Consider the following 16,294-nt stretch of genomic DNA (forward strand, 5'->3'; position numbering starts at 1 on the left):
CTCAGGGCAGGAAAGTGGCTTTCCTGCGTCCGGCCGGGTGTGTCCCGCCGCCGGGTCGCGGGCCGCCCGGCAAACGACTGACTAGGCCAAATGGTCGTAAACGTTGCGTGACGGACGTCTCACCCGAGATGGACATCAGGGTGGGGTGGGACGTAACGGACGAGTCACCCAAACGTACTTCGCTGTTACTCCATTCGTGCAAGCATTACGCATCCCGCGACCCAGGGTGACCGCTCAGAAATCGAGCCGATCCCTTCCGGCTCTCGCGGCGATTCCGCACGCCCTCGTGTTCTCGTCCGCATTTTCCTCGCATGTCGAACAAGTCGGGTCGACGACAAGTCAACCGCCGCACAGGGCGGCGAAAGGGTGAACGTCAATGGCTGTAGACAACCCGCGACGGTCCGCCGGAAAAGCACTGTCGCTGGTGGGGTTGGTATCGGGATTCGTCATCTCGGCGCTGGTGGGATTGGTGTCGGGGTTCGTCATCTCGACGCTCGGCCGCCGCCCGTACGCACCGGCACCGCCGCTCGGCCCCAGGCCGGCCTCCGTCCCTGCCGTGGGGCCGGTCCCGCGAGCCGGGGCCGCCTGATGTCCGCGACGATCGAGACCGGCTCGCCCGACCAGCCCGCGCCGCGCGGCTCCGGCCCCACCCCGCCGCCGGGTATCGCTCTGCGCAGGCTCGCCCGTCGGGTCCACCTTCTCGCCGGTCTCGCGATCGCCCCCTTTCTCGCGGTGCTGTGCCTCACGGGGCTCGCCTACGCGGTCGCACCCTCCATCGACGAGGTCGGCTACCGCGATCTGTGGTACGTCGACACCGGCGGCGCCGCACCCCGGCCGGTGTCCGAGCAGGTGGCGGCGGCGCTGGCGACCCGGCCGGGAGCGGAGCTGGCGTCCGTGCAGGTGCCGCCGACCGGCCGGAGCACGGTCGTCGTCCTGGACGAGCCCGGTCTCGCCGACACGGAGGCCCGTGCCGTCTACGTCGACCCCTCCGACAACGAGGTGCTCGGCGAGATCACCACCGTCGGTGGCCGCTCGCCGATGCTGGCATGGCTGCGCGAGCTGCACGGGAACCTGCACCTGGGCGACGTGGGCCGGCTCTACGCCGAGTTCGTCGCCGGCTGGCTGCCGGTGGTGGTGCTCGGTGGGCTCCTCCTGTGGATCGGGGGTCGGCGCAGGCGCACGGCCCGCGCGTTGCTGGCGCCGCGGCTGGCCGGGTCGCCGGAGTCACGCCTCCGCAGCATCCACGGCGCTCTGGGGCTGTGGCTGAGCGTCGGGCTCCTCGCCCTCAGCGTCACCGGGCTGACCTGGTCGAACTACGCCGGTGCCCGGGTGGACGACGCGATCGAACTGCTGGGCGCCCGCACGCCTGCGCTCGCCGTCCCGCCGGTCGGCGTGCTGCCCGGGGTGGAGCCGATGTCGCTCGACCGGGCCCTCGCCGTGGCCGAGGGGGCCGGGCTCGACCGTCCCCTGACCGTCACCCCGCCGGCCGCGGCGGATCGCCAGTTCCGCGTGGCCGAGACGGCCGACGGCCTGCCGATCCGCCGCGACGCGGTCGCGATCAACCCCTACACCGCCGAGCTCACCGACCATCTCACCTGGGCGGAATACCCGCTACTGGCCAAGCTGACGACGCTCGGCATCCAGGCCCACAGCGGCACGCTGCTCGGGCTGGTCAACCAGATCGTCCTGGCGGCCGTGGCCGTCGGAGCTCTCGTCCTGCTCGTGGTCGGCTGCCGCATGTGGTGGCGCAACCGGCCCGTCCGGAGCGCAGGGCCTGGGCCGGGGGACGCCCGCCTCTCCCCGCGCGCGGTGCTCGGCGTCGTGCTGGTGACGGTGCTCGCCGCCTGGGCGATGCCGGTTCTCGGCGTGACCCTCGGCGCCTTCCTTCTCCTCGACCTGATCGTCGGCCGCGTCCGGAAACGGGGTACGGCCGCCGGGCCGGCCCGCTGAGCCAGGAAATCCCCCGATAGGTAGGTCGGGGCTGTAATCGGCACCGGCGTCCGTGTTTTCGGCGTGCGCAAAAACCATGCGGAAAGTCGCTCGACGAAACCATTGTGTGCCCGCGCTGAATTTACGTTCGGTTAACGCCTGCGCTGAATCCGGCAACAATGGGCATGATTCACTTCCCGCGCTCCCCGACCAGCACGTCCGGTGGGGCAGTAATCAGTCAGTACCAAGCAAGAGAGGAAACCCATGTCCGTAACCGCTCCCCAGGGCTCGCTGGGAATCGGAAAGCGACGACGTCGCATCGCCGTAGTAACGGTGATGGCGGCGCTCGGCGCCACGGCGGTGACCGTGTCGCCTGCCGTGGCGCAGCAACCGATCGGAGTCGGCCCACTGCCGATCACCTTCGATCTGACCGATGAGAACGGCAAGTGGTTCGACTCCGGGCTCAACCTGTTCGGCAGCCAGTCGCTCGCGGTCGCCGTACTGCCGCGGCTGGGCACCAGCGTCGCCGTCCCCGGGGTGGGGGGCCCGCTGCTGCCGAGCGATCTCAACGGCCTCACCAATGGCCTGGTAGGTGGGTCGGCACCGGGCGTGGGTGACGCGCTCGGCCTGGACCAGACCCTGGCCGCCGTCAAGGGGATCGGCCAGGCCACGCCGGAGGCCGCGGGACTCGCCCTCGAGGCCGAGTCGTTGATCGGGCAGCTCACCACCCAGGTGGCCGGGCTGCCGGCCGGCGTGCCGGTCAACCTGACCGACCTCCCGGTCGGCGTGGATCTGCAGGGCGTGCTCGACTCGCTCGCGGAGTTCGCGATCGAGGGACCGCCGGTCTCGGTGACGTTCAACGTCGACCCGAGCAGGTCCGAAGGAATCCGCAACCCGGTCGGGCTGATCGCGCCTGCCGAGGCCGACGGTTTCCCGTACGAGAACATGGAAGGCGCATTCTTCGGCAAGAGGACGATCCAGCTCACCGAGCCCGGCTTGTACGCCTTCGCGGACTCGGTCGCGCCCTACATGCTCGGCGCGGTCGTGGTCGACGACCCGCTCACGTTGGGTCTGGACTTCGGCAAGAGCCTGCTGGTGAACGGAAAGGATGAGCCCGTTCCGTCGAACGCGGACATCATCCAGCGGCTGGTGAATGCGTTCTTCACCATCACCAACCCGAACAACTGGCAGATGTACAGCGCAACCGAGGAGGTGGCCTGGAACCCGTTCCAGCCGCCGGCCCCGATCCTGCAGTACGACGCGGACGGGAACCCGCTGCTGGTCCCCAACCTGGACGTCTACTACGACCAGTACTTCAGCTACCCCAAGATGCTGCCGCCGCTGAACGAGCAGCCTGCTGTTCCCGGCGTGGGTGAGGTCTGGATCGACACCCAGATGGAGGACTACGCCGGCAAGGAGAAGCACGGCGCCACGACCAGGATCAACGTCGAGGACTGGACGGTCGAGCGGAAGATCGCAGCCCCCGAGATCAACATGAACAACCCGCACAACATGTGGACCGACAAGGAGTACAAGTACCTCTACCAGACCCAGTGGTTCGACGACGATCTCAGCGTGTTCGACCGGGAGACCGGTGAGCACGTCCGGACCGTCGAGGTCGGGCCGGCCCCCGCGCACGTGATGACCAGGCCGGACACCGACCAGCTGGTGGTCGGTATCAACGCCGGCACGGACATCGTCGAGCTGGCCCCGGGCGCGACGGAGATCACCCGCCGCATTCACACCGACCCCGGGAACAGCATGACGCCCCACCCGCACGCGCACTGGACCAGCCACGACGGCAAGACGGTCGTGGCCCCGAACACGATGACCAGCGAGGCCGTCATCGTCGACATGGAGTCGGGCACCGTCCGGCACGACCCGGTCGGGGAGTTCCCGATCGCCACGTCGATGACGCCGGACTCGAAGAAGGCGTACCTGTCCAACTTCCTGGGCATGAGCATCACGTGCGTCTCGCTGGCGGAGGACGCATGCGCCACCGAGGGCGGCGTGGCGCACAGCGCGGAAATCGACCTCTGGGAGAACTACGACCCGCGGACCGGCCCCACCGGCCCATGGGGCGGCCTGACCATCCAGCTCCCGGTCAGCCCGGACGGCAAGGCGATGCTGGCGGCGAACACCCTGTCCCAGACGGTCTCGGTGATCGACCCGGACACCAACAAGGTGATCAAGGACCTGCCCTGCAACGCCGGTTGCCACGGCGCCAACTTCGGCGCCAAGAAGGGCGGTGGCTACTACGCCTACGTGTCCAACAAGTTCTCCAACGCGATGCAGATCATCGACGTCGACCCGAACGGTGACGGCGACATCACCGACGCCGCCGTGGCCGGCCAGATGGTACTGGGGCAGACCGCGGACACCGCCACCGACGACGAGCTCGTCGCGTACCCCGGAGTGGGCGGCCAGGGCGTCGTGGCCATCCCGCTCGTCTACAACGGCTGGTCCCAGCAGGTCCCCGAGGGCTGGCGGGAAGAGCTGACCTGCGAGCAGCTCAACCCCATCAGCAAGTCCGACTGCTGATCGATCCACCGCAGGTCCGGGGCTGGGCCCGCGCCCAGCCCCGGACCGTTCCCCTTGAGGAGTCTCCCCATGGCCTGCAGCCGGAAGTCCCGTCCCCGAGTCCTGACCGCGATTCTCACGACCGTGCTGGTGTCCGCGATCAGCATGCTGGTCCTGTCGCCTGCCGCGTTCGCGCGGGTGACCATCGTGCCCGGAACCGTGGACGGCGGAGGAACCCAGACGTTCGCCGTCCGCCTCGCCAACGAACGTGACGTGCCGACCACGAGGCTCGAGCTCACCTTCCCCACCGATGTCGCGATTCCGGCCGTCGAGGTCGCCCGGGCCGGCAGATGGACAGCGACGGTCGAGATGCGACCCCTCGACCCGCCGGTCACCGTCGGCGACCAGGTGTTCGACGAGGCCGCGGCCTCGATCGTGTGGGAGGGCGGCGAGGTGGCCCCGAGCCGGTTCGAGCAGTTCCTCGTCACTGCAGGCCCGCTCCCGTCGGACGGCCGGCTGGTGTTCACCGCCGAGCAGGGTTACGCCGACGGCAGCGTCGAGCGGTGGACCGACCCGGCAGCGCCCGGCGACCCCGGGGCGCCGACGATCGTCCTCGTTCCGGGCGCCGCAGCAGCCCAGGCCGACCAGCCGGTCGGGAGCGCGCCCGGCGGGGCCGGCAGCGCTCCGGCCACGAGTGGTGCCGCGGTCGTCGACGACGCCGCAGCCGCGCAGGAGGCCGACCTGACGATCTGGTTCCTGCTGGTGGCCGGCGTCCTGGTCGCCACCGTCGCCGTCGTCGGCTACGGGTTCGTGCAGCGGCGCAAGCCCGCGACGAGGCCGGAGGAGATCCGTACCCCGGTGGAGGCGGTGCCGGAGCGGGAGGTCAGGCGATGACCCCGGCGTGCACGCCCCCTCCGGCTCTCGCTCGGGGCGTGCTCGGTCTCCTGATCGTCGTCGCGGCCTGCTGGGGGACTCTGCTCGCCGCGATGCCGATGCCGGGCGGAGACCCGGTGCTGGTGTCCGTGTCGCCGGGTGCGGGCGAGCTCGTCAAGTCCCCCGACGAGGTGCGGCTCACCTTCGACCGGCCGGTGCCCGCCGGACTGGCCACGGTGCGCATGACCAGCCCGTCCGGCGAGCAGGTCGTAGCCGGTCGGCCGCGCAACCCAGCGGGCGCCGCGGACACCCTCGCGGTGGCGATGCCGCCCACCCGGTACGCCGGGACCTACTCGGTGGCGTGGTCGTTGCCGTCCAGCCGGCTCGAGCCGATCAGCGGAACGTCCAGCTTTGCCGTGTTCGCCCCGACGACGCCCGTGCGCGTGCCGGAGATCGCGACCGAGCGGGACCCGGTCGTCACCGTGGTCCACACGGCGTTCCGGCTGGCCGCCACCGCCGCGTTGACGCTCGGGGTCGGCGTGACCTTCGTCCTCGTGGCGGCGTGGCCTGCCGGTGTCCGGTACGCGCCAGCGGGCCGGCTCATCAAGTACGCGTGGTGGACGCTGGTCCTGACCACGCTCGGCACCATCGTCTCCTTCGGCGCGTACGCCGCCCGGACGTCGCTGGGCGAAGCGTTCGATCCCGCCCTGCTGTCGGGCACGCTCGGGTCGGACATCGGCGCCGGGCTGCTGGCCCGGCTGCTCGTGCTGGTGCCGGTGGCCCTCGGGCTCGTCCAGCTGCTGACGGGCCCGTCCGACGTCACGGCTGCACAGCGACGGTTCCGGGCGGCCGCTGTGCTCGGCGGTGCGGCCGCGCTGATCGCGACGTGGGGTTTCTCCCGGCCGCACGATCCGGAGGGGCCGGCACCGCTCGTGCTCGGTGCGGAGATCGCGCTGCTGCTCGCGGTGGCGGTCTCCGTCGGCGGTCCGGTGGTGCTGTGGCTCCTGCTGCGGGGCGCCGGGGACTCCGTGCTGCGGGTCGCCGTGCCGCGGCTCGCCCGCCTCATGCCGGTGTGCGGGTTGCTCCTGCTCACGGTCGCGGCGGGCACGGCGGGCGGGTGGCAGCTCGTCGCGCTGCTCGTGCTGGTGGCGCTGGTTGTCGGCACCGGGCTGGCCGGCCGCCGGTGGATGCGCCGCCGCGCGGACGTCCGAGGGCTGGACCTGCCCGGGCGGGTGCGGCTGCGCCGGCTGGCTGCGGTCGCCACGGGCGCTGTGGCCGTGGCGCTGGTCGCGGCCGCGGTGTCGGACACGGGCCGGTCCCAGCTCGCACTCGGCGGGTCGACCGGCGGTGACCAGCAGATCCGCACCCACGTGCCCGGCGTGCGATGAGTCCCCGGCACGGCAAGGAGTCCGAGGTGTCCGCCGCCCATGCCAGCCGGCTCTCCGGCGAGCTGACCCGGGGCCCGGCCAGGACACGACCCTCGGCGGGCGCACTGTTGCGCCCGCTCGCCCGCCGGGTGCACTTCCTCGCTGGGATCCTGGTCGCGCCGTTCGTGCTGATGCTGTGCCTGACCGGCCTCGTCTACGTGTTCAGCCCGCAGATCCACGACGATCTGTACGGGCGGCAGCTCTACGTCGACGAGGTCGGCGCCGCTCCGCGCCCGGTGGCCGAGCAGGTCGCCGCGGCGCTGGCCGCCCACCCGGAGGGCGAGCTCCGGTCGGTGGTGCCGCCGCCCGAGCCCGACCGGACCACGCGGGTGAACCTGTCGGTGCCGAGCCTCGCGGGGCCCGGCGAGGCGCGCACGGTCTACGTCGACCCGTACACGAACTTCATCAACGGCGAGCTGACCACCCTCGACGGCCGGCTGCCGGCGAACGTCTGGCTGCGTGAGCTGCACAGCAACCTGCACCTCGGCGAGGTGGGGCGGTGGTACTCGGAGACGGCCGCGAGCTGGCTGCCCGTGATCGTCGGCTCCGGGCTGCTGCTGTGGATCGGCAAGCAGGGGCGTCGCCCACGCAGTGCGCGTGAGCTGCTGGTGCCGGTCGCGCGGGGCAAGGGCGAGCAGACGCGGCTGCGCTCCGTGCACGGGCCACTCGGGATCTGGTTGACGCTGGGCCTGCTCATCATGAGCGTCACCGGCCTGATGATGAGCCGGTTCGCCGGCCGGGGGCTGCTCGACGCGCAGGCGCCCACGCTCACCGTGGCCCCGGTCGGCATCCCGGTGAACGCCACTCCGATCAGCGTCGATCGGGTGCTGGAGGTGGCTCGCGCCGACGGGCTCAGCGGTGAGGTCGACGTGACGTCACCACCTGCGCCGGACCGGCCGTTCACCGTGGTCGAGACGTCGCCGGGACTGCCCATCCAGAAGGACGGCATCGCGGTCGACCCGTACACCGCCGAGGTCGTCGAGCGGATCGGCTGGGACGACTACCCGTTGCTGGCGCAGCTGCGCGTCATCGGCGTCGACCTGCACACCGGCACCCTCTTCGGGCCGGCCAACCAGATCCTGCTGGCGCTGCTCGTGATCGCCACCATCGTGCTGATCCTCGTGGGCTACCGAATGTGGTGGAAGCGCAGCCCGTACTGGAGGCAGTTGCCATCGGGACCGCCGCCCGCCCTGCGCCAGCTCGCGTCGCCGATGGGTGGGGCGGTGGTGGTGGTCGCCGCCGGGCTCGGGTGGCTGATGCCGGCGTTCGGGGTCGGTCTGGTGGCGTTCCTCGTCGTGGACCTCCTGATCAACGCCGTCCGGCAACGACAGGAACGGGTCCGCAGAACCCTCGGCGCCGGCGCGCTCCTCGCCGCGGGCTCCGTGCTCGGCGTAGCGGTGCTGATGGACACGTCCTCGTTCGTCAGCGAGGACGACGCCTCCGGCCCGCACCCGGAGCCGGGCACGCTCGGCCCGTCACCCGAGGCCGAGCGGTCGCCGGGTGCCGTGCTCGAGCAGCCCCCCTCGCGGAACCAGGCCGCCCCGAACGGCGCGCTGGACGCCGGCACTCCTCCGCCCACGTCATGGGAGGCCGTGGCCTTCCCCGACACGGGGCCCGAGGCGCCGGACGGAATCCCCGATGCCGCGCCCGGCGCCAGCGCCGCCACCCCACCCAGCGGTACCGACGCCGGCGGAACCCCGGCGGATCGCTCCGGCGCTGACGACGCCGACGACCAGGACGCCGGTGGCGGCCCGGGCAGCGGGACCCCCGCGGACGGCAACCCGTCCGGCGGCGACTTCCGAAGCGCCGACTCCGGAGACCTCGCCAGTGGGACCAGCTCCCGCCGTGTCGGCGGCACCGGGCAGGCGGTCGCGCCAGCCGCACGGACCGGGCAGAACACCGTCGAGATCGTCGACGACCTCGTTGGCACCCTGACCGAGGTGGCGAAGCCGGTCACCTCCCTCCTGGTCAGCGTCGTGGAGGGGGTGACCGGCGAGCGCGCCGGGAGCTGATGCCGTGCTGTCCGCGGAGGCCGGTATCAGCCGGCGGTCGAGGGGATGTTGCACGACTCGCGCGAGACCAGGGCGCGGTCGCGGTGCTTGAAGATGCCGATCGTCTCCCGGGTGAACAGCGCCATGAGGATCGCGGCCAGCAACTGGAGGGCGGCGAGGAAGTACAGGCCGTAGTCGAAGCCTCGGACGCTGGAGAAACCCCCGCCGAAAGCGATCAGCACGCCCAGCAGGATGGGGGACAGGCCGCCGATACCCTGACCGACCATCTGCAGCCCGTTGCCGATGGCGACCGCGCCCTTCTCGCTGGAGTCCGAGGACAGCGAGTACAGCACCGGGTAGATGGCGTTGGTGGCCATACCCAGGAACAGCTGCACGCCGATGAGCCAGCCGAGGCTGATGCCGGTCTGCTGCAGCAGGAGCACTGCCACGGTCAGCCACAGGAAGCAGATGATCAGCGTGTACTTGCGGCCGAGGCGGTCGGAGACCGTCCCCCAGAGGACCTGGCCGATACCACCGGTGATGGTGAAGATCACGCTGTAGGCCGCGACCTGGGCGAAGTCGTAGTGCGCGACGAACGCGAGATACAGCGGAATCCAGAAGTTGATCCCGGTGTAGATCGCCAGTCCCAGGCCGGACGCTATCGCGCTGACCAGCACGTTCGGGTTGCGCAGCGCCCGGCGGACCGCTCCGGGCGCGGACCCGGCCCCGTCCTGGTCGGCCGCGCCGCCGGTGACCGGGACGGTGAGCCCGCGGGCGCGGGTGTCCGCGACGAAGGCGTCGAACCGGCCGCGGCTCGACGCCCACCAGTAGAAGATCAGGATCGGGATCGTGATCAGCGGCACGAACAGGAACACCAGCCGCCAGTTCTGGCTGCCGAAGCCGGCCAGGATGGCAGCCACCGCCCAGCCGCCGATCAGCGATCCCCACGGGAACGCCGTGTGGTGCAGGCCTTGGGCGAAGCCTCGCCGTTCCACCGGCCACCACTCCGCAACTGCGGTGACCTCGAGCGACTCGCCGGTCCCGCTGAACGCGTTCTTGATCGCCTGCAGGGTGAACAGGCCGGCGAAGCTGTGGGTCAGGATGCCGATCCCGGTGAGCAGGGAGAACACCAGGTAGCCGAGAGCCACCGGCAGTTCGCGGAACTTCCGCGCCCAGCCGTGCCCACCCTTGTCGGACCAGACCGACAGGGGCAGGACCAGGACGGACTGGGCAAGGGTGAGGAATCCGGTGAACAGCCCGAGCTCGCCGGGGGTGACCCGAAACTCTTGAACGATGGATGGTTGGACCAAGAACACCAAGTTGCGCATGATGCCGTTCATGGCGTAAACGAGCCACAACGCGACGAGCACGAGCCAGGAGTATTTGAAACCGATTTTTGCGCGCCGGCGTGAAGGCGCGATCTCGTCAAGTGCCATGCATGCAACCCCTATGTGACATGCCGCGGACAACCCCCCGGCGTCGAGCCGGGGTCGGAGCGTCGCTGCGACGTGGACTTCAAAATAAGCGCGGCGTTCCGCGGCTCGCAATCCCGTACCGCATGGCGAAACGTCCTCGGGAAAGGCGTGAACTGCCCGGCACGCTGCGTACTCGGAATTGCCGGATTTCTGCGTGTCTCAGCCGGCTTGGGTGGTGGGTCTCCTGCCGAGCCGGTGGCTCGCCCGATCGGCCACGGCGCGCACGACCCGGCTGAGTGTCTCCACCCCGGTGGCGCGTAGGCGCAACTCGGGGAGCATCACCGACAGTGCGGCCACCGCTTCGCCGGACGGCTTGCGCACCGCCGCGCCGACCGCGCACACCCCCGGGCGGAGGTAGCTGTGGTTCACCGCGTAGCCGGCTTCGCGTGCCTCGACGAGGACCTTCCGCAGCGCTGACGGATCGGTGATCGTGTCAGGGGAGTGGCTGGTCAGGGGGCCGGCCAGGTACTCGTCGCGCAGGTTGTCGTCCGCAGCCAGGATGGCCAGCCCGCCGGCGACCGCGTGCGGCGGCCAGACCGTGCCGATCTGCGCGACGGTGACGACCGGATGGGTCGACGGGATCGAGTCCAGGCAGACCGCGAACCGGCCGGCCAGAACCGTCAGCAGGACCGTCTCCTGGGTTCTGGCGTGCAGTTCCTCCACGGCCCCGCGCAGCTCATGGCGCAGGTCGATCTCGCTGGACGCCCGCGCGCCGGGGATCAGGCAGCGCGAGCCGAGCCGGTAGCGCGAGTCCTCCAGCTGTTCCAGATAGCCGTTCGCCTGGAGGGTGCGCGCCAGGCGGAACGCGGTGGCCTTCGAGGTGGTGAGCCGGGCGGCGAGCTCGGTGGCCCCCAGGGGCGGCCCTTCCGCGACGGCTTCGAGCATCCGGAGGGCGCGCTCAACGGACGACAGGCCCGCCTCGGTTGACGGTGGCACCCCGTCCAGGCTACTCGGGCCGGTAACGGTTGTGGTTAAGCTGCTTGAGGCACTTTTAGCATACCGAAGTAAGTGAAAGCGGGTGAAATGGACGACTTGCGGCAACTCGTCGGAAAACGCGTGGTTCTCACGGGTGGCGCCACCAACATCGGCCGGGCGACCGCGTTGTTGATCGCCACGCACGGTGCGCGTCTGGTGATCGGTGATCTCAACGCCGAGGGGGCCGAAGAGACGGTCCGCGCCATCACCGACAAGGGCGGTGAGGCTTCCTTCGTGCACACCGACGTCACCGACGAGGATTCGGTGGCCCGGTTGATCGAGACGAGCGCGGAGCGTCTCGGCGGGGTCGACGTGGCCTTCTTCAACGCGGGAATGCAGCGTTCCGGACCGGTCACGGAGTTCAGCGCCGAGGACTGGGACGCGCTGTTCCGGGTCAACCCGCGGCACTGCTTCCTGGGCGCCAAGCACGTGGTGCCCCACATGAAGGCGGCGGGTGGTGGCGTGATCGTCTTCACGGCCTCGCTGGCCGCGGTGAAGGGCGGTCCGGGGCTCACCGCGTACTCGGCTTCCAAGGGCGCGATCGTCGCTTTCGGCCGGGCTCTGGCCACGGAGCTCGCCCCGGTCGGGATCCGGGTGAACACCATCTGCCCCGGCTGGGTGGACACCCCCTTCAACGACCCGGCCGTCGACTTCATGGGTGGGCGCGAGGCCCAGGACGAGGTGGTCAAGCGGATCGTGCCGCTGGGGCGGCAGGCGACGCCGGACGAGATCGCGTCGGGCGTGCTCTACCTGGCGTCGGATGCGTCCTCGTACATGACCGGCCAGATCCTGCTGGTGGACGGCGGCGTGGCGTAGACCCCCGCCCGCGATTGCAGCAAAGCCACTTTCATGCCACCTCGTTGCGTGAAAGTGGCTTTGCTGCAACGGGGGCGGTGCGGGCCGGGGGCCTCAGTTGCCTGCCCCGAGGGTCGACATGAACGCGGGCGGGTAGCGGTCGCCGCGCGCCGCGCCCGCCGGCACCGCCTTCTCGATCTCGGCGAGGTCGTCCGCGGTCAGGTCCAGCTCCACCGCGGGCAGTGCCTCGGCCAGCCGCTCGCGGGTGCGGGCGCCGACCAGCGCCACGATGTCGCCGACGTCGGAGCCCTGCGCGGCCACCCAGGCGATGGCCAGCTGGGCGACCGTGCAGCCCTTCGCCTCGGCAACGCGGCGCAACGCCTCCACCAGCGCGAGGTTGTGCTCCACGTTCCCGCTCGAGAACCGGGGGCTGGAGCCGCGGATGTCACCGGGGGCGGCGCGGTCGGTGCTCCAGTGTCCTGAGATGAGGCCGCGGCTCAGCACCCCGTACGCCGTCAGGCCGATGCCCAGCTCTCGCAGCGTGGGCAGGATGTCCGCCTCCACCGCGCGGGACAGGAGCGAGTACTCGATCTGCAGATCGGCGATCGGGTGCACGGCGTGCGCGCGGCGGATGGTCGCGGCGTCGACCTCCGAGAGGCCGACGTGCCGCACGTGCCCGGCGTCGATCATCTCCGCGATCGCGCCCACCGTCTCCTCGATCGGCACCTTCGGGTCCAGCCGGGCCGGACGGTAGATGTCGATGTGGTCGGTGCCCAGCCGGGTCAGCGAGTAGGCCAGGAAGTTCTTCACCGCCTCGGGACGGGCGTCCGTCCCGCCGAACTCGTGGCCCGGCCCCCGCAGCATGCCGAACTTGACGCTCAGCGCGTAGCTGTCCCGATCCCGGCCGTGCAGCGCCTCGGCGAGCAGCAGCTCGTTGTGGCCCATGGCGTAGAAGTCGCCGGTGTCGATCAGCGTGACGCCCGCCTCCAGCGCGGCGTGGACGGTGGCGATGCTCTCCGTGCGGTCGGCCGCGCCGTAAGCGCCCGACATGCCCATCGCCCCGAGACCCAGCGCGGAAACGGCAGGTCCGGTGCGGCCCAGGGTTCGTGTCTGCATCCCGTGCTCCTTCGTCGTCGATGTCGACACCCACCCTGTGCCCGCGGCGGGACGCACGGGAGCGGAGCGTTCATCGTGGGAGAGCCGCTCCCTGGATCAGCTCGGCGGCCACGAGGAGCATGAGGTGATGGAGCGTGAGCAGCTCGCCGACTTCCTGCGCCGCCGCCGCGAGGCGATCCGCCCGGCCGAGGTCGGTATCCCCGACGGTTCCCGCCGCCGCGCCCCCGGCCTGCGCCGGGAGGAGGTGGCCATGCTCGCCGGCATGTCGGTCGACTACGTCGTACGCCTCGAGCAGGGCCGCAGCAGTCAGCCCTCGACCCAGCTGCTCGGCGCGCTGGCCCGGGCGTTGCGCCTCTCCGACGACGAGCGCGCCCACCTGTTCCACCTGGCCGGCCACCGGCCCCCGCCCGCCGACGGGCTGGCCCGCCTGGCCCGCGCCGGCCTGCTGCGCATGCTCGACCTGCTCGGCGACACCCCGGCACTGGTGCTGTCCGACCTGGGTGAGGTCCTCGCCCAGAACCGGGCAGCGGTCCTGCTGATGGGCGACCTCACCGGCTTCTCCGGTGACCGGCGCTATGTCGTGTACCGCTGGTTCACCGATCGCGCCCCCCGCGCGGTCGGGCCGCCCGAGGAACAGGAGCACCACGCTCGTTCGCTCGTGGCCGACCTCCGCGCGGCCGCGGGCCGCCGGTCCGGCGACGCGGAGGCCGCCGGGCTCGTCGACCGGTTGCTGGCCGCCAGCGCCGACTTCCGCAGGCTCTGGGCCGAGCACGAGGTGGCCGTCCGGCGCGCCGACCGCAAGACCTTCCTGCACCCGCGGGTGGGCCCGCTGCTGATGGACTGCGAGACCCTGGTCACGCCCGACCAGGGCCAGCAGCTGTTGGTGCTCACGCCGGCGGACGCCGAGGCCCGCGAGCGGCTGGAGCTGCTGTGCGTCCTGGGGACCGAGGAGTTCCCGACCGGCGCTGCTGGCGCGCCTGCGCGGTGATGCGGCCGGCGGCGGCGCGACCGGGTGTCACGCGGGCCAGTTCCGCAGGAGGGCGTCGAGGGCGTCGAGGATGCGGGACCAGGTCTCCTGGGTGTCGGGGGCGCTGTGACTGAACCCTCCGCCCATCTCCAGGCTGACGTAGCCGTGCACGACGCTGCCGAGCAGCCGGACCGCGGCGGTGTGATCCGGTTCCGCGAGGTCGTAGCCGCGCAGAATCGCCCGTGCCATGTCGGCGTGCCTGCCGCCCGCGCTGGCGCCCGCCGTCTCCGGGTCGAGCCGCAGCTGTCCGGCGGCGTAGCGGCCGGGGTGCTCCCGGGCGTAGTCGCGGTAGACGTTCGCGTAGGCCGTCAGTGCGTCCTTCCCGGCCCGGCCCGCCAGGGCGCCGGCGAGCAGTTCCGCGAGCTCCTCCAGTGCGAGCAGGGCGATCCGGGTCTTGAGGTCGTGCGAGCTCTTCACGTGTGAGTAGAGGCTCGCGACCTTGACGTCGAACCGCCGGGCGAGCGCCGAGGCGGTGACCTGGTCGAAGCCGGCCTCGTCGGCGAGGTCGGCCCCGGCCCGGACCAGACGTTCGGTGGTGAGCCCGACGCGTGCCATCGCTTCCTTCCACACGGTGTACGCTGCCTAAAGTATTTAGGCAAACTACCATCGTCTTTAGGCAGTCATGAAGCCGCTCAGTGAACGCGACATCCGCTCGTCCTTCGTCAACTGCTCCAAGGGAGAGGCCCAGCGGCTGAAGCTCCCCGCCGGTCTCGACGAGCTGCCCTGGCCGGACCTGGACTTCCTGGGCTGGCGCGATCCGGGCGCTCCCGAGCGCGCCTACCTCGTCGCCGACCACGACGGCCGCCTGGTCGGCGTCGCCCTGCGTGCCGCAGCGGCCGGAGCGCGTGGCTTCACGGCGCGCAGCATCTGCTCGCTGTGCCTGACCACGCGCACCGGCGGCGGGGTGGTGCTGATGAGCGCCCGCCGGACCGGAGCGGCCGGACGCGGGGGCAACTCGGTCGGGCAGTACCTGTGCTCCGACCTGGCCTGTTCCCTCTACATCCGGGGACGGAAGCAGTCAGCGGAGGGAGTGCTCCGCGAGAGCCTGTCCCGGGAGGAGAAGATCGCCCGCACCCTGGCGAACCTCGACGCCTTCCTCACCACGATCACCCGCTAGGCACCCCGCACCGACGCTCCTGCACCTTTCGATGGCATCGGGGATCTTCGATCCTTCGCATCTCGTGACGGACCCGGCCGGATCACAGACTTCGGTACATGACGATCTCGGACAGGAGCACACCGGAGACCGACCGCGGGACGCTGCCCGGCGCGCCGCCACGAGCGCCCGCGCGGGACGGGGGAGTGCTCGGGCCGGTGCGCCGGCACCCGTTGCTCAGCTTCTTCGTGCTCGCCAACCTGATGAGCTGGCTGGCCTGGTTGCCCTACATCCTGTCGCAGAACGGGCTCGGGATCTGGAGCTACCGCTACCCCGACGCCCTGGGCGCCAGCCAGCTCCTGGGGGTGCTGCCCGGCGCCTACCTCGGCCCGATCGCCTCGGCGCTGTTCGTCACCGCCGTCGCCGACGGGCGGCCCGGGTTGCGGCGCTGGCTCGGCCGGATGTGGCGCTGGCGGGTCCGGTGGCACTGGTACGCGATCACCCTGCTCGGGGTCCCCGCGTTCATGCTGGCCTCCGGCTACGCCTTCTCCGGCGGGCAGATCACCGCGCCGTCGGTGATGGTGGTCGCCGCCTACGTCCCCGGCCTGATCATCCAGATGGTCACGACCGGACTCGCCGAGGAGCCGGGCTGGCGCGACTTCGCGCTGCCCCGCATGCAGCGCCGCTTCGGACCGCTGGCCGGCACCATGATCCTGGGGCCGCTCTGGGCGGTCTGGCACCTGCCGCTGTTCCTCACCGAGTGGGGCGGCTGGCCGGACGCGGACTGGACCCGCCCGGTGGTCTTCGCCGCGTTCTGCGTCGCCTTCAACATCGTCATGACCTGGGTGTTCAACCGCACCGGCGAGAGCCTGCCGCTGGCGATGCTGCTGCACGTCAGCGTGAACAACTTCGCCTCGATCGTGTGGTCGGACGTCTTCCCGACCATCGACATCGACCGGGCCCAGCAGGCCATGGCGAGCGGTGCGGCCGTGGCCGCCGTGCTGGTACTGGTCGGGACCCGTGGGCGCCTCGGGTACCGGGCGCCCGATGCCGACTGAGGCGGCCGTCCC

13 protein-coding genes are annotated in these 16,294 nt (G+C 71.2%); 9 read left to right on the top strand and 4 right to left on the bottom strand.

Translation table 11 applies throughout. The annotated features are described in order from the left end of the window. Positions 1-588: 588 nt before the first annotated feature. From ACQPZA_RS07200 to ACQPZA_RS07220, 5 genes are all read left to right on the top strand, one after another. A complete protein-coding gene (locus ACQPZA_RS07200) occupies positions 589-1,950 on the top strand; it encodes a PepSY-associated TM helix domain-containing protein (protein WP_433279473.1) in 1,362 nt (453 codons plus the stop codon). Between the two features lie 315 nt (positions 1,951-2,265). Then, positions 2,266-4,470 (top strand): copper oxidase, encoded by a 2,205-nt coding sequence (locus tag ACQPZA_RS07205; protein ID WP_433279475.1) that lies wholly within the window; start codon positions 2,266-2,268, stop codon positions 4,468-4,470. Between the two features lie 69 nt (positions 4,471-4,539). Continuing rightward, positions 4,540-5,343, top strand: coding sequence for a DUF1775 domain-containing protein (locus ACQPZA_RS07210; RefSeq protein WP_433279477.1), 804 nt, complete (start codon positions 4,540-4,542; stop codon positions 5,341-5,343). Further along, entirely contained in the window at positions 5,340-6,710 is a 1,371-nt protein-coding gene (locus ACQPZA_RS07215) for a copper resistance protein CopC (RefSeq protein ID WP_433279479.1), read from the top strand. The genes ACQPZA_RS07210 and ACQPZA_RS07215 overlap by 4 nt, the downstream gene beginning before the upstream one ends. 26 nt (positions 6,711-6,736) lie before the next feature. Then, entirely contained in the window at positions 6,737-8,761 is a 2,025-nt protein-coding gene (locus ACQPZA_RS07220; protein ID WP_433279481.1) for a PepSY domain-containing protein, read from the top strand. Between the two features lie 26 nt (positions 8,762-8,787). On the opposite strand, the gene ACQPZA_RS07225 is transcribed toward ACQPZA_RS07220, so the two are convergent. Both ACQPZA_RS07225 and ACQPZA_RS07230 read right to left on the bottom strand, forming a co-directional pair. Then, a complete protein-coding gene (locus tag ACQPZA_RS07225; RefSeq protein ID WP_433279483.1) occupies positions 8,788-10,176 on the bottom strand; it encodes an MFS transporter in 1,389 nt (462 codons plus the stop codon). A 198-nt stretch (positions 10,177-10,374) separates the two neighbouring features. Next, positions 10,375-11,151, bottom strand: a complete 777-nt coding sequence (locus tag ACQPZA_RS07230) for an IclR family transcriptional regulator (protein WP_433279485.1) — start codon at positions 11,149-11,151, stop codon at positions 10,375-10,377. An 87-nt stretch (positions 11,152-11,238) separates the two neighbouring features. Between ACQPZA_RS07230 and ACQPZA_RS07235 the strand changes: the two genes are divergently transcribed. After that, a complete protein-coding gene (locus ACQPZA_RS07235; protein WP_433279487.1) occupies positions 11,239-12,006 on the top strand; it encodes an SDR family NAD(P)-dependent oxidoreductase in 768 nt (255 codons plus the stop codon). 93 nt (positions 12,007-12,099) lie between these two features. Here the strand turns inward: ACQPZA_RS07235 and ACQPZA_RS07240 are convergent, their stop codons facing one another. Next, on the bottom strand, positions 12,100-13,101 hold the full coding sequence (locus ACQPZA_RS07240) for an aldo/keto reductase (protein ID WP_433279489.1): 1,002 nt from the start codon (positions 13,099-13,101) through the stop codon (positions 12,100-12,102). A 127-nt stretch (positions 13,102-13,228) separates the two neighbouring features. Here ACQPZA_RS07240 and ACQPZA_RS07245 point away from each other — a divergent pair, with 127 nt between their 5' ends. Then, on the top strand, positions 13,229-14,089 hold the full coding sequence (locus tag ACQPZA_RS07245; RefSeq protein WP_433282705.1) for a helix-turn-helix domain-containing protein: 861 nt from the start codon (positions 13,229-13,231) through the stop codon (positions 14,087-14,089). 27 nt (positions 14,090-14,116) lie between these two features. On the opposite strand, the gene ACQPZA_RS07250 is transcribed toward ACQPZA_RS07245, so the two are convergent. Next, on the bottom strand, positions 14,117-14,683 hold the full coding sequence (locus tag ACQPZA_RS07250) for a TetR/AcrR family transcriptional regulator (RefSeq protein ID WP_433279491.1): 567 nt from the start codon (positions 14,681-14,683) through the stop codon (positions 14,117-14,119). A 67-nt stretch (positions 14,684-14,750) separates the two neighbouring features. On the opposite strand from ACQPZA_RS07250, the gene ACQPZA_RS07255 reads away from it, so the two are divergent. Both ACQPZA_RS07255 and ACQPZA_RS07260 read left to right on the top strand, forming a co-directional pair. Then, complete coding sequence (locus ACQPZA_RS07255; protein ID WP_169395882.1) at positions 14,751-15,245, top strand: FBP domain-containing protein; 495 nt, start codon at positions 14,751-14,753, stop codon at positions 15,243-15,245. A 98-nt stretch (positions 15,246-15,343) separates the two neighbouring features. Further along, complete coding sequence (locus tag ACQPZA_RS07260; protein ID WP_433279493.1) at positions 15,344-16,282, top strand: CPBP family intramembrane glutamic endopeptidase; 939 nt, start codon at positions 15,344-15,346, stop codon at positions 16,280-16,282. Positions 16,283-16,294 lie beyond the last annotated feature (12 nt).

The sequence above is a fragment of the Pseudonocardia xinjiangensis genome (genome assembly GCF_050948425.1).
Taxonomy (GTDB): Bacteria; Actinomycetota; Actinomycetes; order Mycobacteriales; family Pseudonocardiaceae; genus Pseudonocardia; species Pseudonocardia xinjiangensis.

Excerpts from the sequence above, each read along its gene's own strand:
- ACQPZA_RS07200 (WP_433279473.1), top strand. The coding sequence starts at position 589 with ATGTCCGCGACGATCGAGACCGGCTCGCCCGACCAGCCCGCGCCGCGC.
- ACQPZA_RS07205 (WP_433279475.1), top strand. The coding sequence starts at position 2,266 with ATGGCGGCGCTCGGCGCCACGGCGGTGACCGTGTCGCCTGCCGTGGCG.
- ACQPZA_RS07210 (WP_433279477.1), top strand. The coding sequence starts at position 4,540 with ATGGCCTGCAGCCGGAAGTCCCGTCCCCGAGTCCTGACCGCGATTCTC.
- ACQPZA_RS07215 (WP_433279479.1), top strand. The coding sequence starts at position 5,340 with ATGACCCCGGCGTGCACGCCCCCTCCGGCTCTCGCTCGGGGCGTGCTC.
- ACQPZA_RS07225 (WP_433279483.1), bottom strand. The coding sequence starts at position 10,176 with ATGGCACTTGACGAGATCGCGCCTTCACGCCGGCGCGCAAAAATCGGT.
- ACQPZA_RS07235 (WP_433279487.1), top strand. The coding sequence starts at position 11,239 with ATGGACGACTTGCGGCAACTCGTCGGAAAACGCGTGGTTCTCACGGGT.
- ACQPZA_RS07240 (WP_433279489.1), bottom strand. The coding sequence starts at position 13,101 with ATGCAGACACGAACCCTGGGCCGCACCGGACCTGCCGTTTCCGCGCTG.
- ACQPZA_RS07245 (WP_433282705.1), top strand. The coding sequence starts at position 13,229 with ATGGAGCGTGAGCAGCTCGCCGACTTCCTGCGCCGCCGCCGCGAGGCG.
- ACQPZA_RS07250 (WP_433279491.1), bottom strand. The coding sequence starts at position 14,683 with ATGGCACGCGTCGGGCTCACCACCGAACGTCTGGTCCGGGCCGGGGCC.
- ACQPZA_RS07255 (WP_169395882.1), top strand. The coding sequence starts at position 14,751 with ATGAAGCCGCTCAGTGAACGCGACATCCGCTCGTCCTTCGTCAACTGC.
- ACQPZA_RS07260 (WP_433279493.1), top strand. The coding sequence starts at position 15,344 with ATGACGATCTCGGACAGGAGCACACCGGAGACCGACCGCGGGACGCTG.